Genomic DNA, 21,499 nt, shown 5'->3' on the forward strand with positions numbered 1-21,499 from the left:
AAAATTCTTTTCATTAAGACACGAACTAGATATAAAATTTTAATTTTCAAGTAAATGGGACGCATGGTTAATAACTTAGATTGGTTAAACTCAATATAAGTTGCTAATAATGGGGAAAATGTTAGACGGGAGACGTTGTTGTTATAGGGGATCGACATGAAAGGAGTTTGTTGTCATGAAAGAAACATCAGGAAGTACGATAAAGTGGGTTCCATTCTTCATTACCATTGCAATTGGTATTATTATTTGGTTTATACCGGCACCTGCTGGAGTAGAAGAAAGTGCATGGCATTTGTTTGCTGTGTTTGTTGCGACAATTGTCGGGTTTATTTCAAAACCATTACCTATGGGAGCTATTTCAATTATTGCTCTGGCAGTGATCGCGGTGACTAATACGTTAACAATTGAAGAAACGCTAAGTGGGTTTGGTAATTCAACAATTTGGCTTATCGTTATTGCGTTCTTTATTTCGCGTGGATTTATTAAAACGGGTTTAGGTGAACGCATTGCTTATGTATTTGTTCGGTTATTTGGAAAGAAAACGTTAAGCTTGTCGTATTCTTTATTGATAAGTGATTTAATTTTGGCGCCTGCTATTCCGAGTAATACGGCACGTGCAGGTGGTGTGATTTTTCCTATTATCCAATCCTTATCACGTACATTTGGTTCTAAACCAGAAGACGGTACAGAACGTAAAATGGGAGCCTTTCTTTTGACGGTAGGATTTCAAGGGAACTTGATTACATCTGCTATGTTTATGACAGCCATGGCAGCCAATCCTTTAATTGTTAAGCTAGCGAGTGATACGGCTGGTGTGACAATAACGTGGTTTGGATGGGCAACCGCTATGATTGTTCCTGGATTAGTAGCATTGATTGTTGTTCCATTTATTATCTATAAGTTTTTTCCTCCAGAGATTAAACAAACTCCAGAAGCAAGTCGAATTGCAAAAGAGAAATTAGATGAGTTTGGGCCTTTAAAAAGCTCTGAGAAACGCATGATTGCAGTGTTTATTGTTGTTTTAGGGCTTTGGATTGGTGGGGATTCTTTAGGTATTGGTGCCACAACAGCTGCTTTAATTGGACTTTCCTTACTTTTATTATTAGAAGTACTGATATGGTCAGATATTAAGAAGGAACAAGGAGCATGGGATACGCTTGTTTGGTTTGCAACGCTCTTTATGATGGCCTCTTACATGAACAAGCTTGGACTGATTCCATGGTTTAGTAAAGAGGTCAGTTCGTTTGTGTCTGGCTATAACTGGATGTTTGCGGTATTGATATTAGCACTTATCTATTTCTATTCACACTATTTCTTTGCAAGTTCTACAGCGCATATTAGTGCTATGTATGCCGCGTTTCTATCTGTTATGCTTCAAGCGGGAGCACCGGCCATGCTTGCGGTGATCCTATTAGCAGCATTCAGTAATTTATTTGGTGCTACAACTCATTACGGCGCTGGTCCTGCCCCTGTATTCTTTGGCGCAGGTTATATTGAACAGAAGAAATGGTGGACGGTAGGCTTTATTGTTTCTATCGTTACAATTCTCATTTTTCTTATAGTCGGTGGCTTATGGTGGAAACTACTTGGCTATTGGTAACAAAGAATTGAGCACGGCTACACAAGGACAACAGGTTTTTTTAGTCGTGCTTTTTACTATTCTTTGCCCTTACTCATAGCACAATCATCCTAAAATATTGGGTTGATTGTGCTTTGACAAAGAAACAAAAGATATTACTTACAGCTAAGGATTTTTATGCAGACTTGACTTTCATTAGCGTTTTTATCCCAAAACCGACCAACACTAATCCTACGATTAAATTTAATACTTTCAGAATAGCTGGTGCCAAAAATATCGTCAGAAAACTACCTAAAATCGAAATCATTGTTAGAAAAAATAACGTCGATAAAACTGCTCCGAGCCCAAAAGAATATAGGTCCTGTTGTGTTATATTTTCTTCGACTATTTTTGTCGAGAAAACACCAGCCCAGAATAAGATCGTTAAAGGATTCGAAACAGTTAAAACAACTGTTTTCCAAAAAACACTCCCTGCACCTTGTTCCAAATTCGGCATTAGAGACACATCGAAAAAACCTACTATATTACTTAAACCAAAAACAATTAAGACAGCTGCCCCAAAGTAATGTATCATTTGTTTTGCTTTTTTATATTTGTTCAATATCGCTCCTATACCAAACATCGCAGCAAGAATGAATAAGCAATCCACAATGACTACACCTAAAACGCCAACCTCTGCTTCAACAAATCCTGATGTTGCAGCAGTCTGAAAAATAAATAAGCAGATAGGCCCTACAGCAATCTGTAGGAACATCCCAAATCGAAACCCTTTCCAAATCATCCACTACACACCTACCTATTCGAGTTTTCTTTTAGTGTGGATAATACGATTAGCGTATTGGACGTGGCAACACCTTGAATCGATTTTAGCCTGTCATTTAGTAGAATCTCTAATTCTGCCGTGTCCTCTACTAACACTTTCAACAAATAGTCATATTCACCAGCCATATGGTGACATTCAATTACTTCTGTAAACTGGATGATAGCTTCTCTGAAATTCTTTATATTCGCTGCATGGTCAATATTCAAGAATATCATCGCTAATAATTTATATCCCATTTTTTCTCGATTTATTTTCACTGTGTATTGCTCAATAATCTTTGAATCTTCTAGCTTTCGGATTCGTTCGGATACTGCAGGTATTGATAAGTTCACTTGCTTGCTGATTTCCGATGCTGTAGCCCTTCCATTCTTCTTTAAAGCTTCTAAAATCTTCGCATCAATTAGATCTATCAGTTCCCCCTCCTTTTCTCTGTATTTTAATTCATTATATGTAACTACTTTAAATAAAGTAAATACTTTTAAAAAATACAGTAAAAATTAAATGAATATATATAAAAAACTTAATAATTTAATTTTACACTCAAATTAACGAAGGAATACCTAATAATTTTAAGCATTAAGAAAACTAGCATGCGCTGCCCTTTAAGTGCATCTTGACCTTCACATTCCAGTGACCTTTGAACGTCGCATCCGCTACACTATTACCGTTTGATTTAGAGGATCTGGTAATCTTGTGGTGGATGCTTGTCCGTCACCAACTTGGAATGTGAATGGACATGATGAATTTGCTTTGGCTAATGAGGGAAGAAATCCTTTCCTACTCTATTAAAGGCGTCCGAAGATACAATTTCGGACGCTTTCCGCTTTTTTTATCCATTGACACTAATTATTGTTACTCTATTTCCACTTGCCATATTGAAAAGTAAAGGAAAGTACAGCAGTTATTGATTGGACGAAGCATATTGTCTTTCATATTTGACCTGTTGATTGAAGCGGAAGGCGGCGACTCCTTGGGGATTAGCAAGCAAATCAAGACCCTGGACTGAGTACAGCGAAATTAATTTTTGCGACGAGCTTGCGCAGGAGCAAGGGAAACGGCTTGATGCTTGCCGCCTGAAGCGGAAATCAACAAGTTCATGGCATAAAATTTATATACTTTATTATTCTTTAGGCTTTGTTTAATAGTATTGTTGTTTTTCAGGCAAAAAATATGGGAACGTCTGATTTGGACGTTCCCTTTCTTATTCCGTTAAAGCACCCGTTAATGAAATAAGGTAATTTATTTATTATAATCTTACCAGTGTACTTGAAGTTTATTACCATTTGGGTCATAAAAGTGGAAAAAGGCATGACCATTATCTTCTTTTATATCCTCGACCTTAACTTGATTATCAATTAAGTGTTGATGAAATTTAGATAATTCTGGACTTGTAAAGCCAATGCTAAATTCTTGTTCATTATCAATTGTAAAATGTGCAAATGTTTCATCTTCGGTAGGAACTAAGATAAGTAAGAAAGGTCCTTCATTTACTTTTAAAATTGCAAGTTCCTCAGTATTGTTTAGTAACTGGAGCCCTAATACATCTCTATACCATTGTGCAGACAGTTCTAAATCTTTTACAGGAATTCTAATATAATGTACTTGTTCAATAAATGATTTACTCATAGCCTTCTCTCCTTTATTTAATCCGGTATATCAAATAGTTCCCTTTCTATATACCTTTTTCCTTCCGATTATTGAATTAACCTGCCCTTTAACGGAACAATAAACTTCTTATTATTCTGAAAATTCCAATAACCTTATTTTATCATAAGTTATGTTAACTGAGAAAGAACAACTGTCTAATTAGCTCTTCATAATTTTGTTAGTTGCTGACAAAACAAAGCGATTTCTTCTCGTTCTGCTAGTGGTAGGGTTACATATTCAGCATGGTGCTGCACAGTTAACGCCTGTAGTTCTGTCTCGTAGACCGTCCTTTGTTGAACAATCCCATTGATTCCGTTCGTTTGCAAAACAGCTGCATCATATGTTGTAAAAGCTCGGGCCTGTTCCTCGTCCTCTGTTAGGGCATTTTCACAGTCACGGTTCGCAACAAACTGCTCGCCTACTTGGATAATGTAGTAAATATAATTGGGTTCTTCCACACTGCCGGTCCTCCTTACCTTAAAAGGAAAAGTTCTTCTATCATAGCATAATAAGTCGGATAAAAGTTCTATACATCTCTAGATTCAATCAAAACATAGTGCCGACTAATAATTTTTAAAAATTCAGTGATAATACTAGAAATACATAATGTAATGTTTTTTTGGGAAGGAACCTGTAATATGAAAGGGAATAATCTATTTTCTTACAGGAGGAATTGCACATGTTTAAAAAAATGGCTGCAGATGCATTAGGACTTTCAGATATAGGGGTTGTTGTACCAAAAGCGGACTTTGATAAAACAGAGGCAGACGATTTTGTCATGCACGAATCAGGCGAAGTTATCTATTTCCTTATCAAAACAAAATCTGATGAATATTGCTTTACGAATAAGGCTCTAATTCATGTTGATGGTCAAAATGCAATGAGTAAAAAAAGAATGCTTAGAAGATATGACTACGCATATCATCCAATAACGAATGTGGCACTAGAGACAGCAGGCACAATCGACCTAGATGTAGAAATCAAATTCACAATCGGCGATGTTCCTCTGTCCATTGATATCCACAAAAAATTTGCAACTGATATTAAAGATCTATACAAAGTACTTCATGCTATTTCAATTGAAGGGAAAGAAAATGAGAAAAAATTTGATATCGCTCAAGCAAGCCTATCATACGCTGCTCAATCCATCGGAAGAATCTCAAGTCAAGATGTCACACCTGCCGAATCATTCGAAGCAATTACTCGCTTCTCAACTGACTGGATGATCGAACAGAAAGACAAATACGTTAGAAAAGACTTTAGCGATTTGTTTGATCTGTATATTAATAAGTAATGTAACAATAAGTGTAGGGTACTAGGTTCTCATTAAACTCCAAATTACGATGAGTTTGGTATACCACATTGAGAAAAGTGCATCATGACTTTTGCCAGTTCAAGCGTGCTTTGGACGAAACATCGGCTATACTATTATTGCTTTCTTTAGAGGATCAGTACATATAATGTCCCTCTATTTTCAGTAATCTTGTGGCGGATGTTTGTCCGTCGCTCTCTTGGATTGTAAATAGGCATGGTGCTTTGCTTTGGGGAATAAAAGATTGATCCTAACTATACCGTTAAAGGCTTGCGAAGATACAATTTCGGGTGCTCTCTGCTTCTTTACTTTTCGATACTGCCTATTTTTTCTATATCTCCACTTGCCATATTGATAAGCAAAAGAAAGTACCAGTTCATTAATTGAATTAAGCATACTGTCTTCCTTATTTGAATTGTTGATTGAAGCGGAAAGCGTACACCTGTAGCGGAAATCGAAAATCAACCTGTTCATGTAAAAAATGTCATGATAAAAATACCATGAACAATAGTAGCTGATTCCACTTCCCCATTAACTTAACCATCACCTTGTTGATATGATTATGTACAAGCACAACTCCATTACCCCATCTTCTCTGCATTTATAAATCAAACAAGGAAAGCACCGTTTGATCTTCTTTTAAACGGTGCTTTCCTTTTCAAAATTAAAAAAAACCATCTAAACTTGATGTGATTAAAAATAAACAAAGACTGTGTTTAAGAAACTTGTGGGTGGATAAACTTTCTATTCACTAATACGTTTTTCCTGAAGCCTTTTTATTCCGTTTATACGGATTCATACTCTCCTGCTTAGGATTCAAGTTATCCATTTCAGCTACCTCAAGAGAAAATTCTTCTTTCGTTTTAGGTGCAGAACTAGCGTTTTTTCTAGTTCCATTACAATTTTCTCTGCCCATAATAAAGCCTCCTTCTTCACAACTTTATTCTTTACTAATATGGTTTTGTAACCCCACTTTAATTCATATCACAATTGCGAATATTATTACCTTGTATAATAAAGGAATAATTCCATGGGTCTCTCCTAAGCAGAGAAAGCAATTACCCTATATATGTACTATACTAAATGTAAAAAGGAGGCCGACTAATGACCGTGAAGCATCCACGTATTTTATTAATCGATGATGAAGAAGATCTTGTGCTTTTAATGACTGCAGTTTTAAAAAAAGAAGGTTTAACACATATAGAAACAGCGTTTACATTGAAAGCAGGCTTAGAAAAATTTTTACAATGGGAGCCTGATTTAGTGCTTTTGGATATAATGCTTCCAGATGGTGAAGGCTATGATTTGTGTAAGCAAATTCGTCAAGTTTCAAATGTACCGATATTATTTATGTCCGCAAAAACAGAAGAAATTGATAAGCTTTTAGGTCTAGCGATTGGCGGCGATGATTACATAACGAAGCCTTTTAGCCCAAAAGAAGTTGCTTATCGCATTAAGGCACAGCTAAGACGAGCGGGCTATGCAGCCGAAAAAACGAGTACTCAATCTGTGAAAGTTGGACCATTCTTATTAAATGCAGATGAGACGGAGGTACAAAAAAACGATTGTCTTTTGGTATTAACAGCAAAAGAACTCGGTCTAATGCGCTGCTTTCTGCATAATCCAAACCAAATTATTAGTAAAGAAACACTTTTCCAAAGAGTTTGGGGAGAAGATTTCTTTGGATCTGATAATACCGTAATGGTTCATATTCGAAGATTACGCGAGAAAATGGAAGAAGATCCTTCCAATCCAGTTTTTTTAACGACGATTAAAGGACTTGGCTACAAGCTTGTCGTCAAGGAGAAGACCTGATGAAATGGAAGCTAACAACGCGTTTTCTATTATCAGTTGTTGCCATTGTCGCTATTGTATCTATTGTTAATATATTGATCTTACTTAGCATTTTTATACTGCAGCAGAGAACAAACGTTTTGGAGTCTCCTGCCGCTTCTGAGGAACAATTCACTCGAACCTTTGAACAATACGTTACTGTTGAAGATGAGAAAATCTCTGTCAGTGAAATAGGACTTGATGCATTAAAAAAGCGCAATGCCTGGATTCAGTTTTTAGATGAGTCTGGAAATGAAGTAGCGAGCTTCCTAACTCCAAAAGACCTTAAGAAACACTACACTCCCATTGATATCATCCAAATGTATAAATATAAAGAAGTAGATGCTGAAACGACTGTATTTATTGGTAAAAAAGGTTCGATTAGCTATTTCATCGGTATACAGGATCGATACATCGCGAAGTATGTGATTAACTATCGTATGGACAGCGTGTTCAAAATGCTAAACGTTTTTGGTTTACTATTCTTATTATTTGATTTGTTAATTGCCATTATCATAGGATTTCTATTTAGCCAGAAATTGACCAAGCCGTTATACTTCCTTATGAATGATATTCAAAAACTAAGGCAGCGAAAATTTGAAAAGGTTTCAATTCCAAAGGGAATGTATAAAGAAGTATTTCAAAATTTAAATGAAGTATCTATAACACTTGACCAGCACGAGAAAAACCGTAAAAGGCTTGAGCAAATGCGCGAAGAATGGATTAATAACATGTCTCATGACATGAAAACTCCGCTCGCATCCATTCAAGGATACGCTGAGTTAATGAAGGATAGCGGTTGCGAACTTTCAACAGAAGAAATGCAAGCATATACAGCCATTATCGAAAAGAAAGCAATTTATATGAAAGAATTACTTGAAGATTTAAATTTAACTACCCGTTTACGGAATCAACAGCTAGCTCTTTACACTCAGAAAGTCAATTTAACAACCTTCTTACGAGAAACGACCATTGATATACTAAATGATCCTTCATATAGCGAACGACATATTCACTTTGAAGCCGATTCCGAAGTGATCGAGCATATGATTGATCAACAATTAATGAAACGGGCTATTCTAAACTTTATTTACAATGCACTAGTACATAATGATTTAGATGTCGAAGTTTCTATTCGAATAAACCAAGCAGAACGGACCTATATTACGATTCAAGATAACGGGAAAGGCATTCAAAATAAGGACTTGCCGCAAGTATTTGAACGTTATTATCGTGGTACGAACACGGATCATGTATATGGTACGGGGCTCGGTATGGCAATAGCACGTGATATCATAGCCGCACATAATGGAGAGGTTCACTTGATGAGTAAAGAAGGACAAGGTACGACAATCGAGATTCGATTATAATTTTTTGGTAATGCTTTATCCTATCTGCTCTAATTTTCATGTGCTTTGCCAATTCCCGAGTACTTTGGACAAAACATCTAACTACACTATTACCGTTTGATTTAGAGGAGCTTGATGTGAATGCGTCACATCAAGCTCCTCCTTTTTCGGTAATCTAATGGGGGATTTTTGTCCGTCGCTCTCTTGGATTGTGAATGGGCATGATACATTTGCTTTGGATAATGAGAGATGATAGATGGTGGCTTACGTAAAACGTGAGCCATGGTTGTTTCTTATTCATTAAAAAAAGTCAGTCAAGAGAAATTCTCTTGGCCGACTTTCATTTACTTCTTTATTTTTTTAATTTCAACTGAGCCTTTTCCGGTATTTCTTCCAGCTTAACTTCCTGATAAGACTTTACAGTATTCTCATCATTCACAAAGAGTTGCAAGTAAGCATCTTTTCGAAGCTGTTTTGCTGCTGTGAAATCTAGTTTTTGTTTATCTCCCTTTTTATTGTATGCATCCAATGAATATTCATATTGTACAAAAATTTCTCCAGAAGATAATTTTTCTTCTGTTTTTACGCCATCTTCCGTAATTTGCACATAAAAATGGTTAGTATTTATGCGATTAAAGTTAATATTTCTTAAAGCAAACAACATACCTCCGACTAATACGATTGTTACCACTACACCTATAATTAGTTTCTTCATTGTAATCCCTCGTTTTCGTAATTTTGTTTTACTGTCCGGTTAAACGAATATACTGTCAATACATAGTACGCTCCGTAAATTGCAGTGTACGCTACCATCCAGAGAATAACTGGTTTGGTTAAGTTCATCGATAGCAATTGAGAAAATGCAATTAAAGCAACGGCACTATGCATAATCCCCACCACTAATGGAGCCACAAAGATAGAAAACACTTGTGTTGCAATAGTTTTCAATATATCTTTTTGACTGACCCCTATTTTGTGTAATACTTTATACTTTTCTTTATCTTCTTCTGCTTCAGTTAATATTTTGAAGTAAATAATACTACCCGTTGCAGCTAAAAATACTAATCCTAAAAAGCTACCCACAAATAAGAGTGATCCAACAGATTCTAGACTCATTTTATAATCTTTTGGAAAGCTACTGAACATTGCACCCGCTGGCATTAAATCTTGCATTTGAGAGGAAATCTCAAGCTGATCCTTGCTCTGTTTGAATCCATAAGCGACGAGCTCCAGAGATTTACCGTCTTGTTTCAGCTGTTCAAACGTTTCTTCACTGACAACGAGTGTTGGGCCTGAAACACCGACATTTAGCACATTGTATTGCTTGAAGCCTTTATATGTTAGCTTTTCTCTTTCATTCACAACCGTGGTCTTTCCCGTATAGCTCGGTGAAAAACGTTCATCGTACATAGCATCTAATATAATCGTTTGCTTGCCATCTAAGCTCAATTGATCTGTACGCTGCTGTAGTTTAGCAAGTTTGTTGAATTGTTTATCTGACAAAACTGTGTACAACATCTTAATATCAGAGCCCTCTATTTCCTCGGCTACCACTGTAATTGCATGGATTTTTTCTTTGTAAACATAATTCTCTTTTTCCAGTAAACCTTCTACTTCTTTTGCCCAAGCTTCGTCTGTTGCCTGGTACATGAACGTATTTGGATCGGCTTTCTGAACGTTCGACTCTATATTGTAATAAAGCCCATACACTGCACCACCAGCAGTAATCGTTGTTGCACTTAATATCGCAATAACCGTTAACGTTTTTGCATTCCCACGTATACGATAAAGGAGCTGCGAAACCGTCATCACATTCAATCCACGCCACAACCAGCGGACATTTTTTTTCATTCCAGCTAATAAAAAGACTGTCACGCTATGGAAGAGCAAATAGGATCCAATCATGACCGCACCAATAATTAATAAAGGGGTGAGAGCAATTCCTATTTTTCTCCATACCTCGGATGTAAATAAATCTTGTAGTGCTAGCCAGTAAGCAAAACTAATAAGACCAACTCCACCAAAGACCATTACGAAGGAGGCCTTTGGAATGCCTTCTCCTTTTTTCGACGCATGAAACAAATCAATAAGCTTAAATTTATAAATTAAGCGATAGCCTTGAAACGAAGTAATTAGAAAAATAATTAAAAAGACACTCGCGGTATTTATAGCCGCTTTAGTTGAAAACGTAAAACTTGCAAAAGTCTCGAAGCCCATTAATTGAATTAAAATCGTCAAAAATACCTTCGATAACAAAAAGCCAAGAGCAACTCCAACGATCAATGCTAATTGCCCTATTATGAAGTTTTCAATAAAAAGCATCCAACCAATTTGTTTTTTTCGAACGCCTAATAATGAGTACAGTGCAACCTCTTTTTTTCGCTTGCGCATAAAAAAGGAGTTAGAATATGCGATGAATATGGTAACAAAGAATAGTAATATGAAGGCCGCCCCGCTCATTAATGCATCTACCTTCATTGATGTGCTCGCAAGCTCCGCCATCGTGTCATTATATTTCAACGTAACGAAGGTAAAGTAAATGACGATACAGAAAATCATCGACGCCATATATAAAAAATACTGCGAGAAGTTACGTCGCATATTCTTTTTCGCTAAACTAAATAGTGTCATGCACACCACCTCCAAAAGTAGAAAGAATGTCTAATATCTCCTGAAAGAACTGTTTTCTAGTCTTATTACCTTTGTGTATTTCGTGTGATAGCTGCCCATCGCTTATAAAGATAATTCGTCGGCAAAAGCTTGCGGCATATGCATCATGTGTAACCATCATGATTGTTGCGTCATGCTGATCATTTAAAGTGCCCAAGGTTTCTAGCAAGCCTGTGGCTGATTTCGAATCAAGCGCCCCTGTTGGTTCGTCCGCCAAAATAAGCTTAGGCTGGGCAATTAATGCTCGAGCTGCAGCTGTTCTCTGCTTTTGCCCCCCAGAAATTTGGTAAGGGTATTTAGCAAGAAGAGACTCAATCCCAAATAATGTCGCCATTTGCTGCACACGTTGTTCAATATCCTTTGACGATGTTTTCGCAATGGCAAGCGGCAATAATATATTTTCTTTTACAGTCAACGAATCCAGTAAATGATAATCTTGAAAAATAAAGCCTAGATTATCGCGGCGAAATGTAGCCAATTCATTCTCTTTTAAGCTATCTAATTTTTGATTGTTTACTTCAATAGTTCCTTCTGAAGGTGTATCAATTGTTGCTAACATATTTAATAAGGTCGACTTTCCTGCACCGGATGGCCCCATGATACCAACAAATTCTCCAACACTAATCTCAAATGAAATAGAGTCTAACGCAGTAAATGCATTGGACGATTTCCCGTAAACTTTGTTCACATTCGTTACTTTTAGTAATGTTTCCATTAATGTTCACCTCTTCTATAGATGTCTTGCTTGTTTATAACTATAAAAGATCATCCTTACATTGTTTTTGTGTGAACCTTACAAAATCCTTAAGAAAAGCGCCAGTGCCCTTTAAGTGCACCTTGTCTTTCGCCAATTCCAGCTTGCTTTGGACGAAACATTAGCTATACTGTTACCGCGGGATTTTTAGACGAGCTTGCGCAGGAGCAAGGGAAGCGGCTTGATGCTTGCCCCCTGGAAAACGTCCGCCTGCAGTCGAAATAAACGTGTTCATGGCATAAAAATTTGAATACTTTCTTATTCTTAAAAAAAACTGCAGAAAAGTTTCCTTTTCAGCAGTTTCAAGTTTCTATTATTTTCTTGTCATATATACGTCTGCTACTTCATCAAAATAGAATCGACGTTTTCCTTTGCCCAAGATAACTATTATGACATGAATGACTAATACGAAGGTAAGTCCTAACGTCAGCATAAATGCTCCTAAGCTAATAAACACTTTAAAAGTATAATACGGTGAATCCATCTCTAAGTTTACTTTACTCAAAACAGCGAATACATTATACGCGAAATAGGTTAAGTATATTGCCGTAAATCTTTTCAACAAGCCTCGCTTCATTCGACCCTCACTCGTAATTCGGAAACGCATAAATTTAGTACCTAACGTATTGCCACTCCAAATAGAAGGAAGCACAAAAAATACGGCAACTAGAAGAACCGATTTATATAAAAATTCGTAAATGCCATTCGTTGTAAACAGCCCCAATGTAAAGGACCAACTTACGTTGATAATGATTATGTCGAACATAATTGCAAACAACTGTGCTAATGGACGAATCTCATCTTTTTCAGCTAATTGCTCGGCTTTCGCCTGGACACTTTTCTTAGATGGGAATAATGACAAGAAAATCGGTGCTAAGAAGAACCCGACAAGTGCCCCCATACTGTTTAAAAGTAAGTCGTCCACATCAAAAATGCGGTATGGACAGTTGTAAATTCCATAAATGCCTGTCACTTGTGTAATCTCATAGAAAAGAGTTAGTGCAAAGCCAAAAACAAAGGCTTTTTTCCAATGACGTTTCGATTGGAAGAAATAACGCAAATACACACCAAAAGGCAGAAGCAATAAAAAGTTAAAGAGAGCTTGAAAAAATGATGGTTGCTTCAAAATAAGTGCGTAGGTTCCAGGTTGTGAAAATACTATACCACTGTTTTCAAATGTATTTTTTACAAACGTAAATGGTACAAGTGAATAGTGAACCGTATCCGGTGACTGCATAGAGCAAGTGTCACGTGTTTCCGGAAGCGGAAGTAGTACGAGAAATAATGCAGTTAAAAAATAAAGAATAAATGAAAAAGCAATAATCGTTGTGGAAACAGTTAAATATCCATACTTACGATACGTGTAAAAGAGCCATGGTACAAAAAGAAAAATTGCGATAAAAACGAAATTAATACCTGCAGTTAGTATTGGCGTTGTATATGTAACCAATTCATCCACCCCCTTTTTATATTTCCCCATTTTACAATGATAAACACGAAAATTCCCATGTAGTTGGGATATTTAAGGTTTTTGTAAGGTTGGCATTAATATCTTGTAAGGTTTATCAATCAAACTAATCCTTATACAAATATTAATACTTTCTTAAAGGAGAAAATACAAAATGAATCCATCCATTACACAAAAAGAAAGAATTATTTCATTAGACATTATCCGTGGATTTGCTCTTTTTGGCATTCTGCTTATAAATGTTGCAGCGTATCAAGTTATTGTGGAAGGAGGTCCCTCACCAGACTATAGCGGGATTAATGGTATTATCGATAAACTAATTGCAATTCTGATAGAGAAAAAATTCTTTTCTATTTTTTCTTTCTTATTTGGAGTAGGCTTGTATATTTTCGCTTCAAGAGCGGAAAGTCGTGGAGATAAACCAAGGAAGAGAATGGCAAGACGTTTACTTTCTTTATTATTCCTTGGGATATTACATTTCTTTATCTTTTGGGGAACTATACTACCATTCTATGCCGTGATAGGACTATTTCTTATTCCTTTCTATCGCGCAAAGGTTTCCACACTAAAAAAATGGCTTGTTGGCATGACTGCTATTTACTTCGTTTCCTTAGTATCAAAAATTTTCTTGCCATCTCTTGAATCCATCCATGCTATCTTTGACTTCTTTGCTAATGATATCGTTCTAATCTTTATTATGTTTTTAGCTGGTTTTTTAACAGCTAAGGCAGATTGGCTTGTACAAATAAAAGGAATGTCTAAACAGATTAGACGGATGCAAATTGGAACATTTCCATTGTTCCTTGCTTTCTCTATATGGATTTGGAACTCTTCGCAGAGCGGTGACACAGATTTAATTATTGCATTAGGAGCAATTCCAACGACGTTGTTTTACTTAACCACATTATTTATGCTGCTAGAAAATAAACGTATCGTGAAGTTACTAAAACCAATTTCACGAGTTGGACAAATGGCGTTTACGAATTATATTGCACAAAGTATTATTGGAACAGCAATCATTTCACTTATAGGTCTAGAGGTTGTTTCACCAAAGGACATTATTTATTTAGCAATCTCCATCTATACTATTCAAATTATTATAAGTATGATTTGGTTCAAGTTTTTCTCTATGGGACCGTTAGAAAAAGTATGGAGATTTATGACATACGGAAGGAAGAAAGCAACAAATTGATAAGCGGCCATGCGCAGTAAAATAATATAAACACAAGGATACATTCAACATATCCTTGTGTTTATTTTTTCTGGGATTGATTTCGTTTCATAACCAATTTACCACTTTTTTCTTTTTTTGACTCTGTGATACTCGGATATTTGAATAACTCCCACATCCCGAGTATTTAATTCATGATAAATCTCCCTGCTATCACGAAATGAAATGTATTGAACGAAGGTACCCCAAAAGATTGCAACAAGAAGTGGAGTACCTAATCCAAGAATATTTTTTTAATCGACCTCTATCAACATGAAAGCCCCAATAGGAAAACGCTGCGAGAGCACATAATTCCATGAGGAAGAATAGTGAAAGCACTATGGATTGGATAATTATCATAAGTATCACATCATTTTTGATATTTAACTAAACTCGATTGCTCCTAATTTCTTTTCCATATTCCCTATATACTCCTTTAATTGATTGGCAGGATAATACACGGTGTTTCCGTGACATACTTCTAATCGTTTTGGGTTTAATGTTCCTACAATGCTACTGCTTTTTACTGCTTCAGCTATTTCAGGTGTAAACAACGGCGGACGAAGCTTTCCTTTTTTAGATGAAAATAGGTCCCCTGCTAACAGCACTTGATCCATTTCATGGTAATATACGACATGGCCCGGAGAGTGGCCTGGTGTCAGCGAACCAATTTTTTTCAAGTTTCCTAGCTCATCTTCTGCGAGAGCTTTCGCGATTTCTTTTTCGACGTTTTGCTCAAGCTTCTTCCTTTTTGGATAAAGAAGTTCACCTTCCATATAAGGGATTTCCATTTGGTGTACGTATACCGGCACTTCATTTTCGTTCAATAATGTCTTTATGGCACCTACGTGATCGACATGTCCGTGAGTTAATAGAATTCTTTGCAATGGTCCCATGTTTTGTTGTTTTAAAAATTTCATGATTCCTTTTGCCATTATTGGCATCCCAGCATCCACTAATGTAACCCCGTCCTCTTCTATAACAACCCACACATGAATCGGCACTATCATCCAAGTCTTTAAACTCCAAATATGCTCAGAAACTCTTTTCGCTTTCATCATTCTCTCTCCCCGGATTTCAATTTTACTTTAAAGCCTATAGCAAGGTTAAACGTTGGTGTTAATCATTCTATTAATACGTCCTCAGGTTCATGTTAATACGAGTAAGTACTTAATATCCGATTCTAAGTGCACCTTGTTCTTCACCAATTCTCGAGTGCTTTGGACGAAGCATTGACTTTTCTTTTACCATGGGATTTTTAGAGGAGCTTGATGTGACTTTTTCGGTAATCTTATGGCGAGTGTTTGTCCATCCCCCTCTTGGATTGTGAAAGGGAAACGTGCATCATTTGGTTTGGGTAATGAAAGATATGATCCTCTCCTACATCGTTAAAGGCATCCGAAGATACAATTTCGGCCGCTGCTTCGCTTCTTTAGCAATCGATACTTCCTATTTTTTCTATGTCCACTTACTATATCGATAAGCAAAAGAAAGTAAACCAGTTCATCGATTGGACGAAGCATATTGTCTTTCCTATTAGATCTGTTGATTGAAGCGGAAAGCGGCGACTCCTAGGGGATCAGTAAGAAATCAAGATACTGGACTTAGCGCAGCGAAATTAATTTTTGTGACGAGCTTGCGCAGAGCAAGGGAAGCGACTTGATGCTTGCCCCCAGGAACGCGTCCGCCTGCAGCGGAAATCAACCTGTTTATAGCAAAAAATGTATATACTTTCTTATTCTTCAAAGAAAGGGTTTGCCTCATAGTCGGAAAATCGACTTATGAGACAAACCCTTTCTTGCTAATTCTACTAAGGCATTGGATTGATAGACCATGCAAATCCTATCATAAAGAACATAAAAACAACGATGAAAACACTAATTGCTAATCCTAGAAGTGCAAACGTACGGTTTCCCTTGTTGGTGAAAAGCCCTGCCATACCAAAAATCGTAGCACCTACTAGAAAATACTTAATGATTTCCATAGGCATAAAGGAAGATTTCATGATTAATACTACATTAATCATGAACAGCGCGAATAGAGCTAAAAGAGTAGAAATAGTACCTGTAATTGTTTGTTTCGTTCGAAACGTATGCTTTTTCTTTCCCTTTACGAATTCCAATTCCATAACCTCACTTCTCCTCTTTTCATCCCTCTAACAAAGGACTCCTCTTGTAACTTCATGATTTCTTTAGTAGGACCTGTGACTACTGCTCCGTAGATTTTAATGCCATTTTGTTCGACATATTGTACTCGTTTCGTTAAATCTAGTTCCTTAGACCTTGCAACCATTGTCGCCACGTCTTCATGCTTTTGTAAATACTTCATGCTATCAAGGAATACTTTTTCATTCGACTCCTCTCCGTTAAAAGGAGACCATTGATCTGGATCGATTTGTGCTGGGAAGCCGATTGGAGAAACATATACTCCATTATCCGCCATTTGAATATCTTCGTTTCCTGTATAAACTGCATACCAACGAAGCTCCATTTCTTTACCCGCAAATAATTGCTCTATTTCTTCTACTAAATATTCTTTATCAAACGATATATATGCTTCTGCTACTGTACCTTCTGGAAGACCTTGCAGCTTCTCCCACTCATCACCTTCAGCATAAGGTAGCGGTGCTTTCGGATGAATCAATTCATCATTAAAATATGGTATTTTCTTTGGTGGTGAATCAACACGATACTCGCTAACTGGTTGCTCCGCATTATTGAATAAGAATGGAACGGAGAATTCGCCAAATCGAATTGTATCCTTGCCAACTTTTTTCTCTAAGTTTAAGTGCACATCCATCGAAAAAATCCCCATAGTCGTCTCTACTTCTCTTTCCGCTACACTTACATTTGGCTCTGTTAAATAAATCGTTTTATCGGCAACTTCAATTAATTCATTTGCACGGCCTCCAATGGCATAGTAACCAAAGGAAAACAGAGTCAGAACAGGTAAGATTAATAATAGAATCGCCAAAATTGTTACTACTGTGGTCCACTTTGCACGCATTTTACCCCACTTCATAATTTTTTGCTGCTGTTCTTCAGAAATATGAAAATTTTGTACATCTATTTCTTTTTTTGCTCCATTTATTAAGTTCTCATATGCTTTATCCTTAGGACTCATTTGTTTCCACCCTTCCTTCTAGCATTTTTCTTAATTTCCTTCTGCCTCGATACAAATGACTTTTCACTGTATTCATATTTTGAACGAGAATTTCGGATGCCTCTTTATAAGAAAAGTCATGTACATCACAGAGCAGTATGGCTTGTTTCTCATTTGTGGGAAGCCCCTCAATCAATGCCAAAAGCTTGCTATATCCATCTTTCTCCATAACCGCATCCTCCGTTAGTTCGTTTGCCACCCAACTAGATAGCAATGGCGTATCCGTAAGTACTACCCTTTGATCTCTTCGTATTGAATCAATGAACACATGATATCCTGTTTTAAACAACCATGGCTTAACGTATCCTTGACAATCATCTATATGAAGAAAAGCTCGATAAACCGTTTCCTGCACAAGTTCCTCCGCCCTATGATGATCTTTTGAAAGGGATAGCAAATAGCGGTACAAATCATTCACATATAAACGATAGATGTCCTCAATTTCCATGTACCTGCCTCCATTCGTACAAACAACGCAGAACCCTGTCTAAAAGTTGCAAAAAATTTTAATCTTTTTATAAATTATTGTAAATCTCGTATGAATTTCAAGCAATTGAAGCCACAAAAGTGAAGATTCATAATTCCATCTCGCTTTCTAACTAGTTATACTGTACTAATGAGGATTGGACACTCAAAAAGAGATACTACCTTATTTCAAGGTTGCATCTCTTTTTAAGTAATGGTCACTGATATCACTTAATCTATATAAACTTGCCTCAATTCTTTTACAGAAGTAGTATAATAATTTAATATTTTAGATTCAGTTAATTAATATTGATTTAGCAACGACTCTATCTATCGGGAAATCTTATCTAACTCACAACTTGGGACACTTCAAATATATTAATCTTTTCTTGTAGCTCATTAAGAAATGAGCGAATAATTCGTAAACGAAATATTTCCTGGGAAACCGCAAAAACTAACAAAAACCGCTCTTGAGTACCTTAAAACACACCATAATCCGACATCAATCTTCTATGTATAATAGGTCATATCATTTCTCCAAAATCTTTGATTAAAATTCAGTCTATATACCCTTTGCTCCTCTAAAAATGTTCTATTATTACATTTCAAAAATTATACTCCTACTATCGATGAAAAAAAACGAACGTTCTGCACGTTCATATTCAACCAAATCAGATAATCACACTTCATCAATAACACCTCGTCTACAAAAATAGCTGTGCACAATTCGAAAATCACCGCCTAGAGAAGTGTTATCTGTCTCTGTTTAAACTTTCTATACCTCAGTTACCCATCCAAAATATAAATTTATCCCGTTTAACTGTACGGGTCCAACAATTCCATCTTTCTTAGGTGATAAGTTGAAAAGCTTAACAAACTCCGCATAGTCTTCATACCATTTTCCAGTCTTACTAAACGAATGAACGAGCATAAGTGAATTATTAGTATTAATGTTCTTAGCTTCAATTAAAGAGGAAGCAGTCCTATGCAATAATTGATATCTCTTATTCACAACACTACCCTCATGTAATTCAAGTAATTCAAGTAAGTATTTCAATCTTTTTCTTTTACCATTACTAGGATGTTCGCCTAACCATGCTGATACAGTTTCTCCAAAGGGTTCTGAAACTTTTCCTTCAACCATAATCGTTAAAAGTTCATTATTTGCTTTCGCAAGTACATAAAGATCATTTTGTGAACTTGCCCTTCCACCAGGTAAAGCAACCTTGTACTCTGGAAATCCATACAATACTTCAACTTCATTAAATATAGGTAACTTACTCTGTTTAAATACTCTTTCTACACTAGGTGGTAAATTGGTTGCTTCTTCCCAACAAATCGCCAATTCATACGCTGAGTACCCTTCTTTTCAATGTTTCTCAGGATCCGTAAGGAATTCTCTCCATGAAACTGCACCCTGTGAAGGAACAAAAAATTTCCCCATTTCCCCACTCCTACATTAAGATTTTTTATTGATAGCTTCATAATTTTATAGCCTAATTTACTTAATAACTCTAAGATACCATATTTTCATCATTGTTATTTGACCCTAATAATAGATAATTAAAGTTGATAAAATCTATTTTAAAGGAAGAAAGCAATGAAAAAAAAATTAAAAAAATATTTTCTAATCCCGGCATTATTTATTACATTTTTGGCCTATCCATTTAGTGCTGTTGCCTCGGCAAATGACATACACATGACTTATATATATGGTGGAACTTCTGAATCCTCTTTAGAAAATATAGATATGACATTAGGTGCGATAAATACGGCTACGCCAGAATTCTATAATTTAAACGCTGACGGTAGTTTAAAATCATCCATAGATAAAAGATTAATAGAAGAGTTACACAAAAGAGGATTAAAAGTCGTACCATTTATTACTAACAATTTCGATAGAAATTTAGGTCAAATTGCTATGAAAAATAGAGAAAGCTTATCTACTCAATTAGTAGATTCTGTAGTAAAAAATAACTTAGATGGAATAGATATAGATATTGAGAATTTAAACTATACAGATAAGGAAGAATTCACAGATTTTATACGATTATTAAATGAAAAAATGCCCAATGATAAAACAATATCCATAGCGGTTGCTGCAAATCCAAATGGATGGACAGTAGGATGGCATGGGTCATATGATTATTTAAAAATCAGTGAATATAGCGATTACTTGATGGTAATGGCATATGATGAAAGCTGGAAAGGTGGTCCAGCAGGTCCAGTCGCTAGTTTATCATTTGTTGAAAATTCTATTAAATCTTTATTAAATCAAGGTGTTGATTCAAAGAAAGTAGTTTTAGGCCTACCTTTTTACGGTCGAATCTGGAAAGATGACGAGAAAATTGGAGGAGAAGGTGTAGCAAATAAATCTGTCAAAAGCATAGTAAACAAACATAAAGGAAAACTATATTTTGATAATTCCTCCAAATCAGCTTATGCTAAATTCAATGTTAAAAGTAGTGATTCACCAACTTATATTGGTGGTAAAAAACTTACAACGGGCAATTACACAATATGGTATGAAAATGATTTATCATTAAAATATAAATTAAGATTAGTAGAGAAATACAATTTAAGAGGAACTGGTAGTTGGGATTTAAATCAAGCGGATAACGGAATATGGGATTTTTATTCGTCATGGGCGAATGGAGAACATAATTTTATAGATTCAGAAAATCATTGGGCAGAAAAGGATATTTTGTCTCTTTATAAAAAGGGATGGATTAGCGGAAAAACCGAATACACTTTTGACCCAAATGCTGATTTAACAAGGGCACAAGCTGTTAAAATCATTATTAACGCTATTGGTTTAGACGAAACAAACGAAACAGTACCCAATTATTTTACGGATGTTCCTACTAACCATTGGGCAAAACGAGATATTGAAATTGCACATAAATATAATATTGTTAATGGAACGAATCCACACACATTTAAACCAAATGCCAAAATTTCAAGAGCTCAATTATCAGCAATATTATCGAGAATATTAGATTACCCATTAAATAATACGAATGAATCTCCTTTTTATGATGTACAAAAAGAACATTGGGCGTATTTAGATATTTTAAAACTAAGTAGTAATGGGGTTATTAAGGGTAAAGAAGATGGAGGATTTTACCCTAGCGATAATGTTAAAAGGGCGCAAATGGCAGCGATGGTTAATCGTGCGAGTGAAGATCTAGAAAAATATCAATTAATAAAATAATTAACATCACCCT

The 21,499-nt window shown here is 36.0% G+C and carries 20 protein-coding genes; 6 read left to right on the forward strand and 14 right to left on the reverse strand.

Annotated features, from left to right (window positions below):
* Window positions 1-175: 175 nt before the first annotated feature.
* Complete coding sequence (locus MHB48_RS11010; RefSeq protein WP_342598137.1) at window positions 176-1,600, forward strand: anion permease; 1,425 nt, start codon at window positions 176-178, stop codon at window positions 1,598-1,600.
* 154 nt (window positions 1,601-1,754) lie between these two features.
* Here the strand turns inward: MHB48_RS11010 and MHB48_RS11015 are convergent, their stop codons facing one another.
* The 4 genes from MHB48_RS11015 to MHB48_RS11030 form a co-directional block, all read right to left on the reverse strand.
* On the reverse strand, window positions 1,755-2,360 hold the full coding sequence (locus tag MHB48_RS11015) for a LysE family transporter (RefSeq protein ID WP_342598138.1): 606 nt from the start codon (window positions 2,358-2,360) through the stop codon (window positions 1,755-1,757).
* 11 nt (window positions 2,361-2,371) lie between these two features.
* Window positions 2,372-2,815 carry an Lrp/AsnC family transcriptional regulator gene (locus tag MHB48_RS11020; RefSeq protein ID WP_342601358.1) on the reverse strand — a complete coding sequence of 148 codons (444 nt, stop codon included), beginning with the start codon at window positions 2,813-2,815 and terminating at the stop codon, window positions 2,372-2,374.
* Between the two features lie 841 nt (window positions 2,816-3,656).
* Complete coding sequence (locus MHB48_RS11025) at window positions 3,657-4,028, reverse strand: VOC family protein (protein WP_045516608.1); 372 nt, start codon at window positions 4,026-4,028, stop codon at window positions 3,657-3,659.
* A 188-nt stretch (window positions 4,029-4,216) separates the two neighbouring features.
* On the reverse strand, window positions 4,217-4,507 hold the full coding sequence (locus MHB48_RS11030) for a hypothetical protein (RefSeq protein WP_342598139.1): 291 nt from the start codon (window positions 4,505-4,507) through the stop codon (window positions 4,217-4,219).
* 221 nt (window positions 4,508-4,728) lie between these two features.
* Between MHB48_RS11030 and MHB48_RS11035 the strand changes: the two genes are divergently transcribed.
* The gene (locus MHB48_RS11035; RefSeq protein WP_342598140.1) at window positions 4,729-5,343 is read left to right on the forward strand and encodes a PH domain-containing protein; all 615 of its coding nucleotides are present in this window, start codon (window positions 4,729-4,731) and stop codon (window positions 5,341-5,343) included.
* Between the two features lie 769 nt (window positions 5,344-6,112).
* On the opposite strand, the gene MHB48_RS11040 is transcribed toward MHB48_RS11035, so the two are convergent.
* Complete coding sequence (locus MHB48_RS11040; RefSeq protein ID WP_342598141.1) at window positions 6,113-6,277, reverse strand: hypothetical protein; 165 nt, start codon at window positions 6,275-6,277, stop codon at window positions 6,113-6,115.
* 194 nt (window positions 6,278-6,471) lie between these two features.
* Here MHB48_RS11040 and MHB48_RS11045 point away from each other — a divergent pair, with 194 nt between their 5' ends.
* Window positions 6,472-7,176, forward strand: a complete 705-nt coding sequence (locus MHB48_RS11045; protein ID WP_342601359.1) for a response regulator transcription factor — start codon at window positions 6,472-6,474, stop codon at window positions 7,174-7,176.
* A complete protein-coding gene (locus MHB48_RS11050) occupies window positions 7,176-8,564 on the forward strand; it encodes a HAMP domain-containing sensor histidine kinase (protein ID WP_342598142.1) in 1,389 nt (462 codons plus the stop codon). Before MHB48_RS11045 ends, MHB48_RS11050 begins: the two co-directional genes overlap by 1 nt.
* 331 nt (window positions 8,565-8,895) lie before the next feature.
* Here the strand turns inward: MHB48_RS11050 and MHB48_RS11055 are convergent, their stop codons facing one another.
* The 4 genes from MHB48_RS11055 to MHB48_RS11070 form a co-directional block, all read right to left on the reverse strand.
* Window positions 8,896-9,258 (reverse strand): YxeA family protein, encoded by a 363-nt coding sequence (locus tag MHB48_RS11055; protein WP_342598143.1) that lies wholly within the window; start codon window positions 9,256-9,258, stop codon window positions 8,896-8,898.
* Entirely contained in the window at window positions 9,255-11,174 is a 1,920-nt protein-coding gene (locus tag MHB48_RS11060) for an ABC transporter permease (RefSeq protein WP_342598144.1), read from the reverse strand. Before MHB48_RS11060 ends, MHB48_RS11055 begins: the two co-directional genes overlap by 4 nt.
* The gene (locus tag MHB48_RS11065; protein WP_342598145.1) at window positions 11,161-11,928 is read right to left on the reverse strand and encodes an ABC transporter ATP-binding protein; all 768 of its coding nucleotides are present in this window, start codon (window positions 11,926-11,928) and stop codon (window positions 11,161-11,163) included. The genes MHB48_RS11060 and MHB48_RS11065 overlap by 14 nt, the downstream gene beginning before the upstream one ends.
* A 352-nt stretch (window positions 11,929-12,280) precedes the next feature.
* Window positions 12,281-13,417: a VanZ family protein gene (locus tag MHB48_RS11070; RefSeq protein WP_342598146.1), complete on the reverse strand. Its 1,137-nt coding sequence runs from the start codon at window positions 13,415-13,417 to the stop codon at window positions 12,281-12,283.
* A 172-nt stretch (window positions 13,418-13,589) separates the two neighbouring features.
* On the opposite strand from MHB48_RS11070, the gene MHB48_RS11075 reads away from it, so the two are divergent.
* Window positions 13,590-14,627 carry a DUF418 domain-containing protein gene (locus MHB48_RS11075; RefSeq protein WP_342598147.1) on the forward strand — a complete coding sequence of 346 codons (1,038 nt, stop codon included), beginning with the start codon at window positions 13,590-13,592 and terminating at the stop codon, window positions 14,625-14,627.
* Between the two features lie 401 nt (window positions 14,628-15,028).
* Here the strand turns inward: MHB48_RS11075 and MHB48_RS11080 are convergent, their stop codons facing one another.
* The 5 genes from MHB48_RS11080 to MHB48_RS11100 form a co-directional block, all read right to left on the reverse strand.
* Window positions 15,029-15,706, reverse strand: a complete 678-nt coding sequence (locus tag MHB48_RS11080) for an MBL fold metallo-hydrolase (protein ID WP_342598148.1) — start codon at window positions 15,704-15,706, stop codon at window positions 15,029-15,031.
* 749 nt (window positions 15,707-16,455) lie between these two features.
* On the reverse strand, window positions 16,456-16,773 hold the full coding sequence (locus tag MHB48_RS11085; protein ID WP_342598149.1) for a hypothetical protein: 318 nt from the start codon (window positions 16,771-16,773) through the stop codon (window positions 16,456-16,458).
* A complete protein-coding gene (locus MHB48_RS11090) occupies window positions 16,755-17,768 on the reverse strand; it encodes an anti sigma factor C-terminal domain-containing protein (protein ID WP_342598150.1) in 1,014 nt (337 codons plus the stop codon). Before MHB48_RS11090 ends, MHB48_RS11085 begins: the two co-directional genes overlap by 19 nt.
* Window positions 17,758-18,255 carry a sigma-70 family RNA polymerase sigma factor gene (locus MHB48_RS11095; RefSeq protein WP_342598151.1) on the reverse strand — a complete coding sequence of 166 codons (498 nt, stop codon included), beginning with the start codon at window positions 18,253-18,255 and terminating at the stop codon, window positions 17,758-17,760. Before MHB48_RS11095 ends, MHB48_RS11090 begins: the two co-directional genes overlap by 11 nt.
* Before the next feature lie 792 nt (window positions 18,256-19,047).
* On the reverse strand, window positions 19,048-19,617 hold the full coding sequence (locus MHB48_RS11100) for a hypothetical protein (RefSeq protein ID WP_342598152.1): 570 nt from the start codon (window positions 19,615-19,617) through the stop codon (window positions 19,048-19,050).
* Between the two features lie 255 nt (window positions 19,618-19,872).
* Here MHB48_RS11100 and MHB48_RS11105 point away from each other — a divergent pair, with 255 nt between their 5' ends.
* Window positions 19,873-21,486: a glycosyl hydrolase family 18 protein gene (locus MHB48_RS11105; protein ID WP_342598153.1), complete on the forward strand. Its 1,614-nt coding sequence runs from the start codon at window positions 19,873-19,875 to the stop codon at window positions 21,484-21,486.
* The last annotated feature ends 13 nt before the right edge of the window (window positions 21,487-21,499 follow it).

The sequence above is a fragment of the Psychrobacillus sp. FSL H8-0483 genome (assembly GCF_038637725.1).
Taxonomy (GTDB): Bacteria; Bacillota; Bacilli; order Bacillales_A; family Planococcaceae; genus Psychrobacillus.

Excerpts from the sequence above, each read along its gene's own strand:
- MHB48_RS11010 (WP_342598137.1), top strand. The coding sequence starts at position 176 with ATGAAAGAAACATCAGGAAGTACGATAAAGTGGGTTCCATTCTTCATT.
- MHB48_RS11015 (WP_342598138.1), bottom strand. The coding sequence starts at position 2,360 with ATGATTTGGAAAGGGTTTCGATTTGGGATGTTCCTACAGATTGCTGTA.
- MHB48_RS11025 (WP_045516608.1), bottom strand. The coding sequence starts at position 4,028 with ATGAGTAAATCATTTATTGAACAAGTACATTATATTAGAATTCCTGTA.
- MHB48_RS11035 (WP_342598140.1), top strand. The coding sequence starts at position 4,729 with ATGTTTAAAAAAATGGCTGCAGATGCATTAGGACTTTCAGATATAGGG.
- MHB48_RS11040 (WP_342598141.1), bottom strand. The coding sequence starts at position 6,277 with ATGGGCAGAGAAAATTGTAATGGAACTAGAAAAAACGCTAGTTCTGCA.
- MHB48_RS11050 (WP_342598142.1), top strand. The coding sequence starts at position 7,176 with ATGAAATGGAAGCTAACAACGCGTTTTCTATTATCAGTTGTTGCCATT.
- MHB48_RS11055 (WP_342598143.1), bottom strand. The coding sequence starts at position 9,258 with ATGAAGAAACTAATTATAGGTGTAGTGGTAACAATCGTATTAGTCGGA.
- MHB48_RS11060 (WP_342598144.1), bottom strand. The coding sequence starts at position 11,174 with ATGACACTATTTAGTTTAGCGAAAAAGAATATGCGACGTAACTTCTCG.
- MHB48_RS11065 (WP_342598145.1), bottom strand. The coding sequence starts at position 11,928 with ATGGAAACATTACTAAAAGTAACGAATGTGAACAAAGTTTACGGGAAA.
- MHB48_RS11075 (WP_342598147.1), top strand. The coding sequence starts at position 13,590 with ATGAATCCATCCATTACACAAAAAGAAAGAATTATTTCATTAGACATT.
- MHB48_RS11080 (WP_342598148.1), bottom strand. The coding sequence starts at position 15,706 with ATGATGAAAGCGAAAAGAGTTTCTGAGCATATTTGGAGTTTAAAGACT.
- MHB48_RS11085 (WP_342598149.1), bottom strand. The coding sequence starts at position 16,773 with ATGGAATTGGAATTCGTAAAGGGAAAGAAAAAGCATACGTTTCGAACG.
- MHB48_RS11090 (WP_342598150.1), bottom strand. The coding sequence starts at position 17,768 with ATGAGTCCTAAGGATAAAGCATATGAGAACTTAATAAATGGAGCAAAA.
- MHB48_RS11095 (WP_342598151.1), bottom strand. The coding sequence starts at position 18,255 with ATGGAAATTGAGGACATCTATCGTTTATATGTGAATGATTTGTACCGC.
- MHB48_RS11105 (WP_342598153.1), top strand. The coding sequence starts at position 19,873 with ATGAAAAAAAAATTAAAAAAATATTTTCTAATCCCGGCATTATTTATT.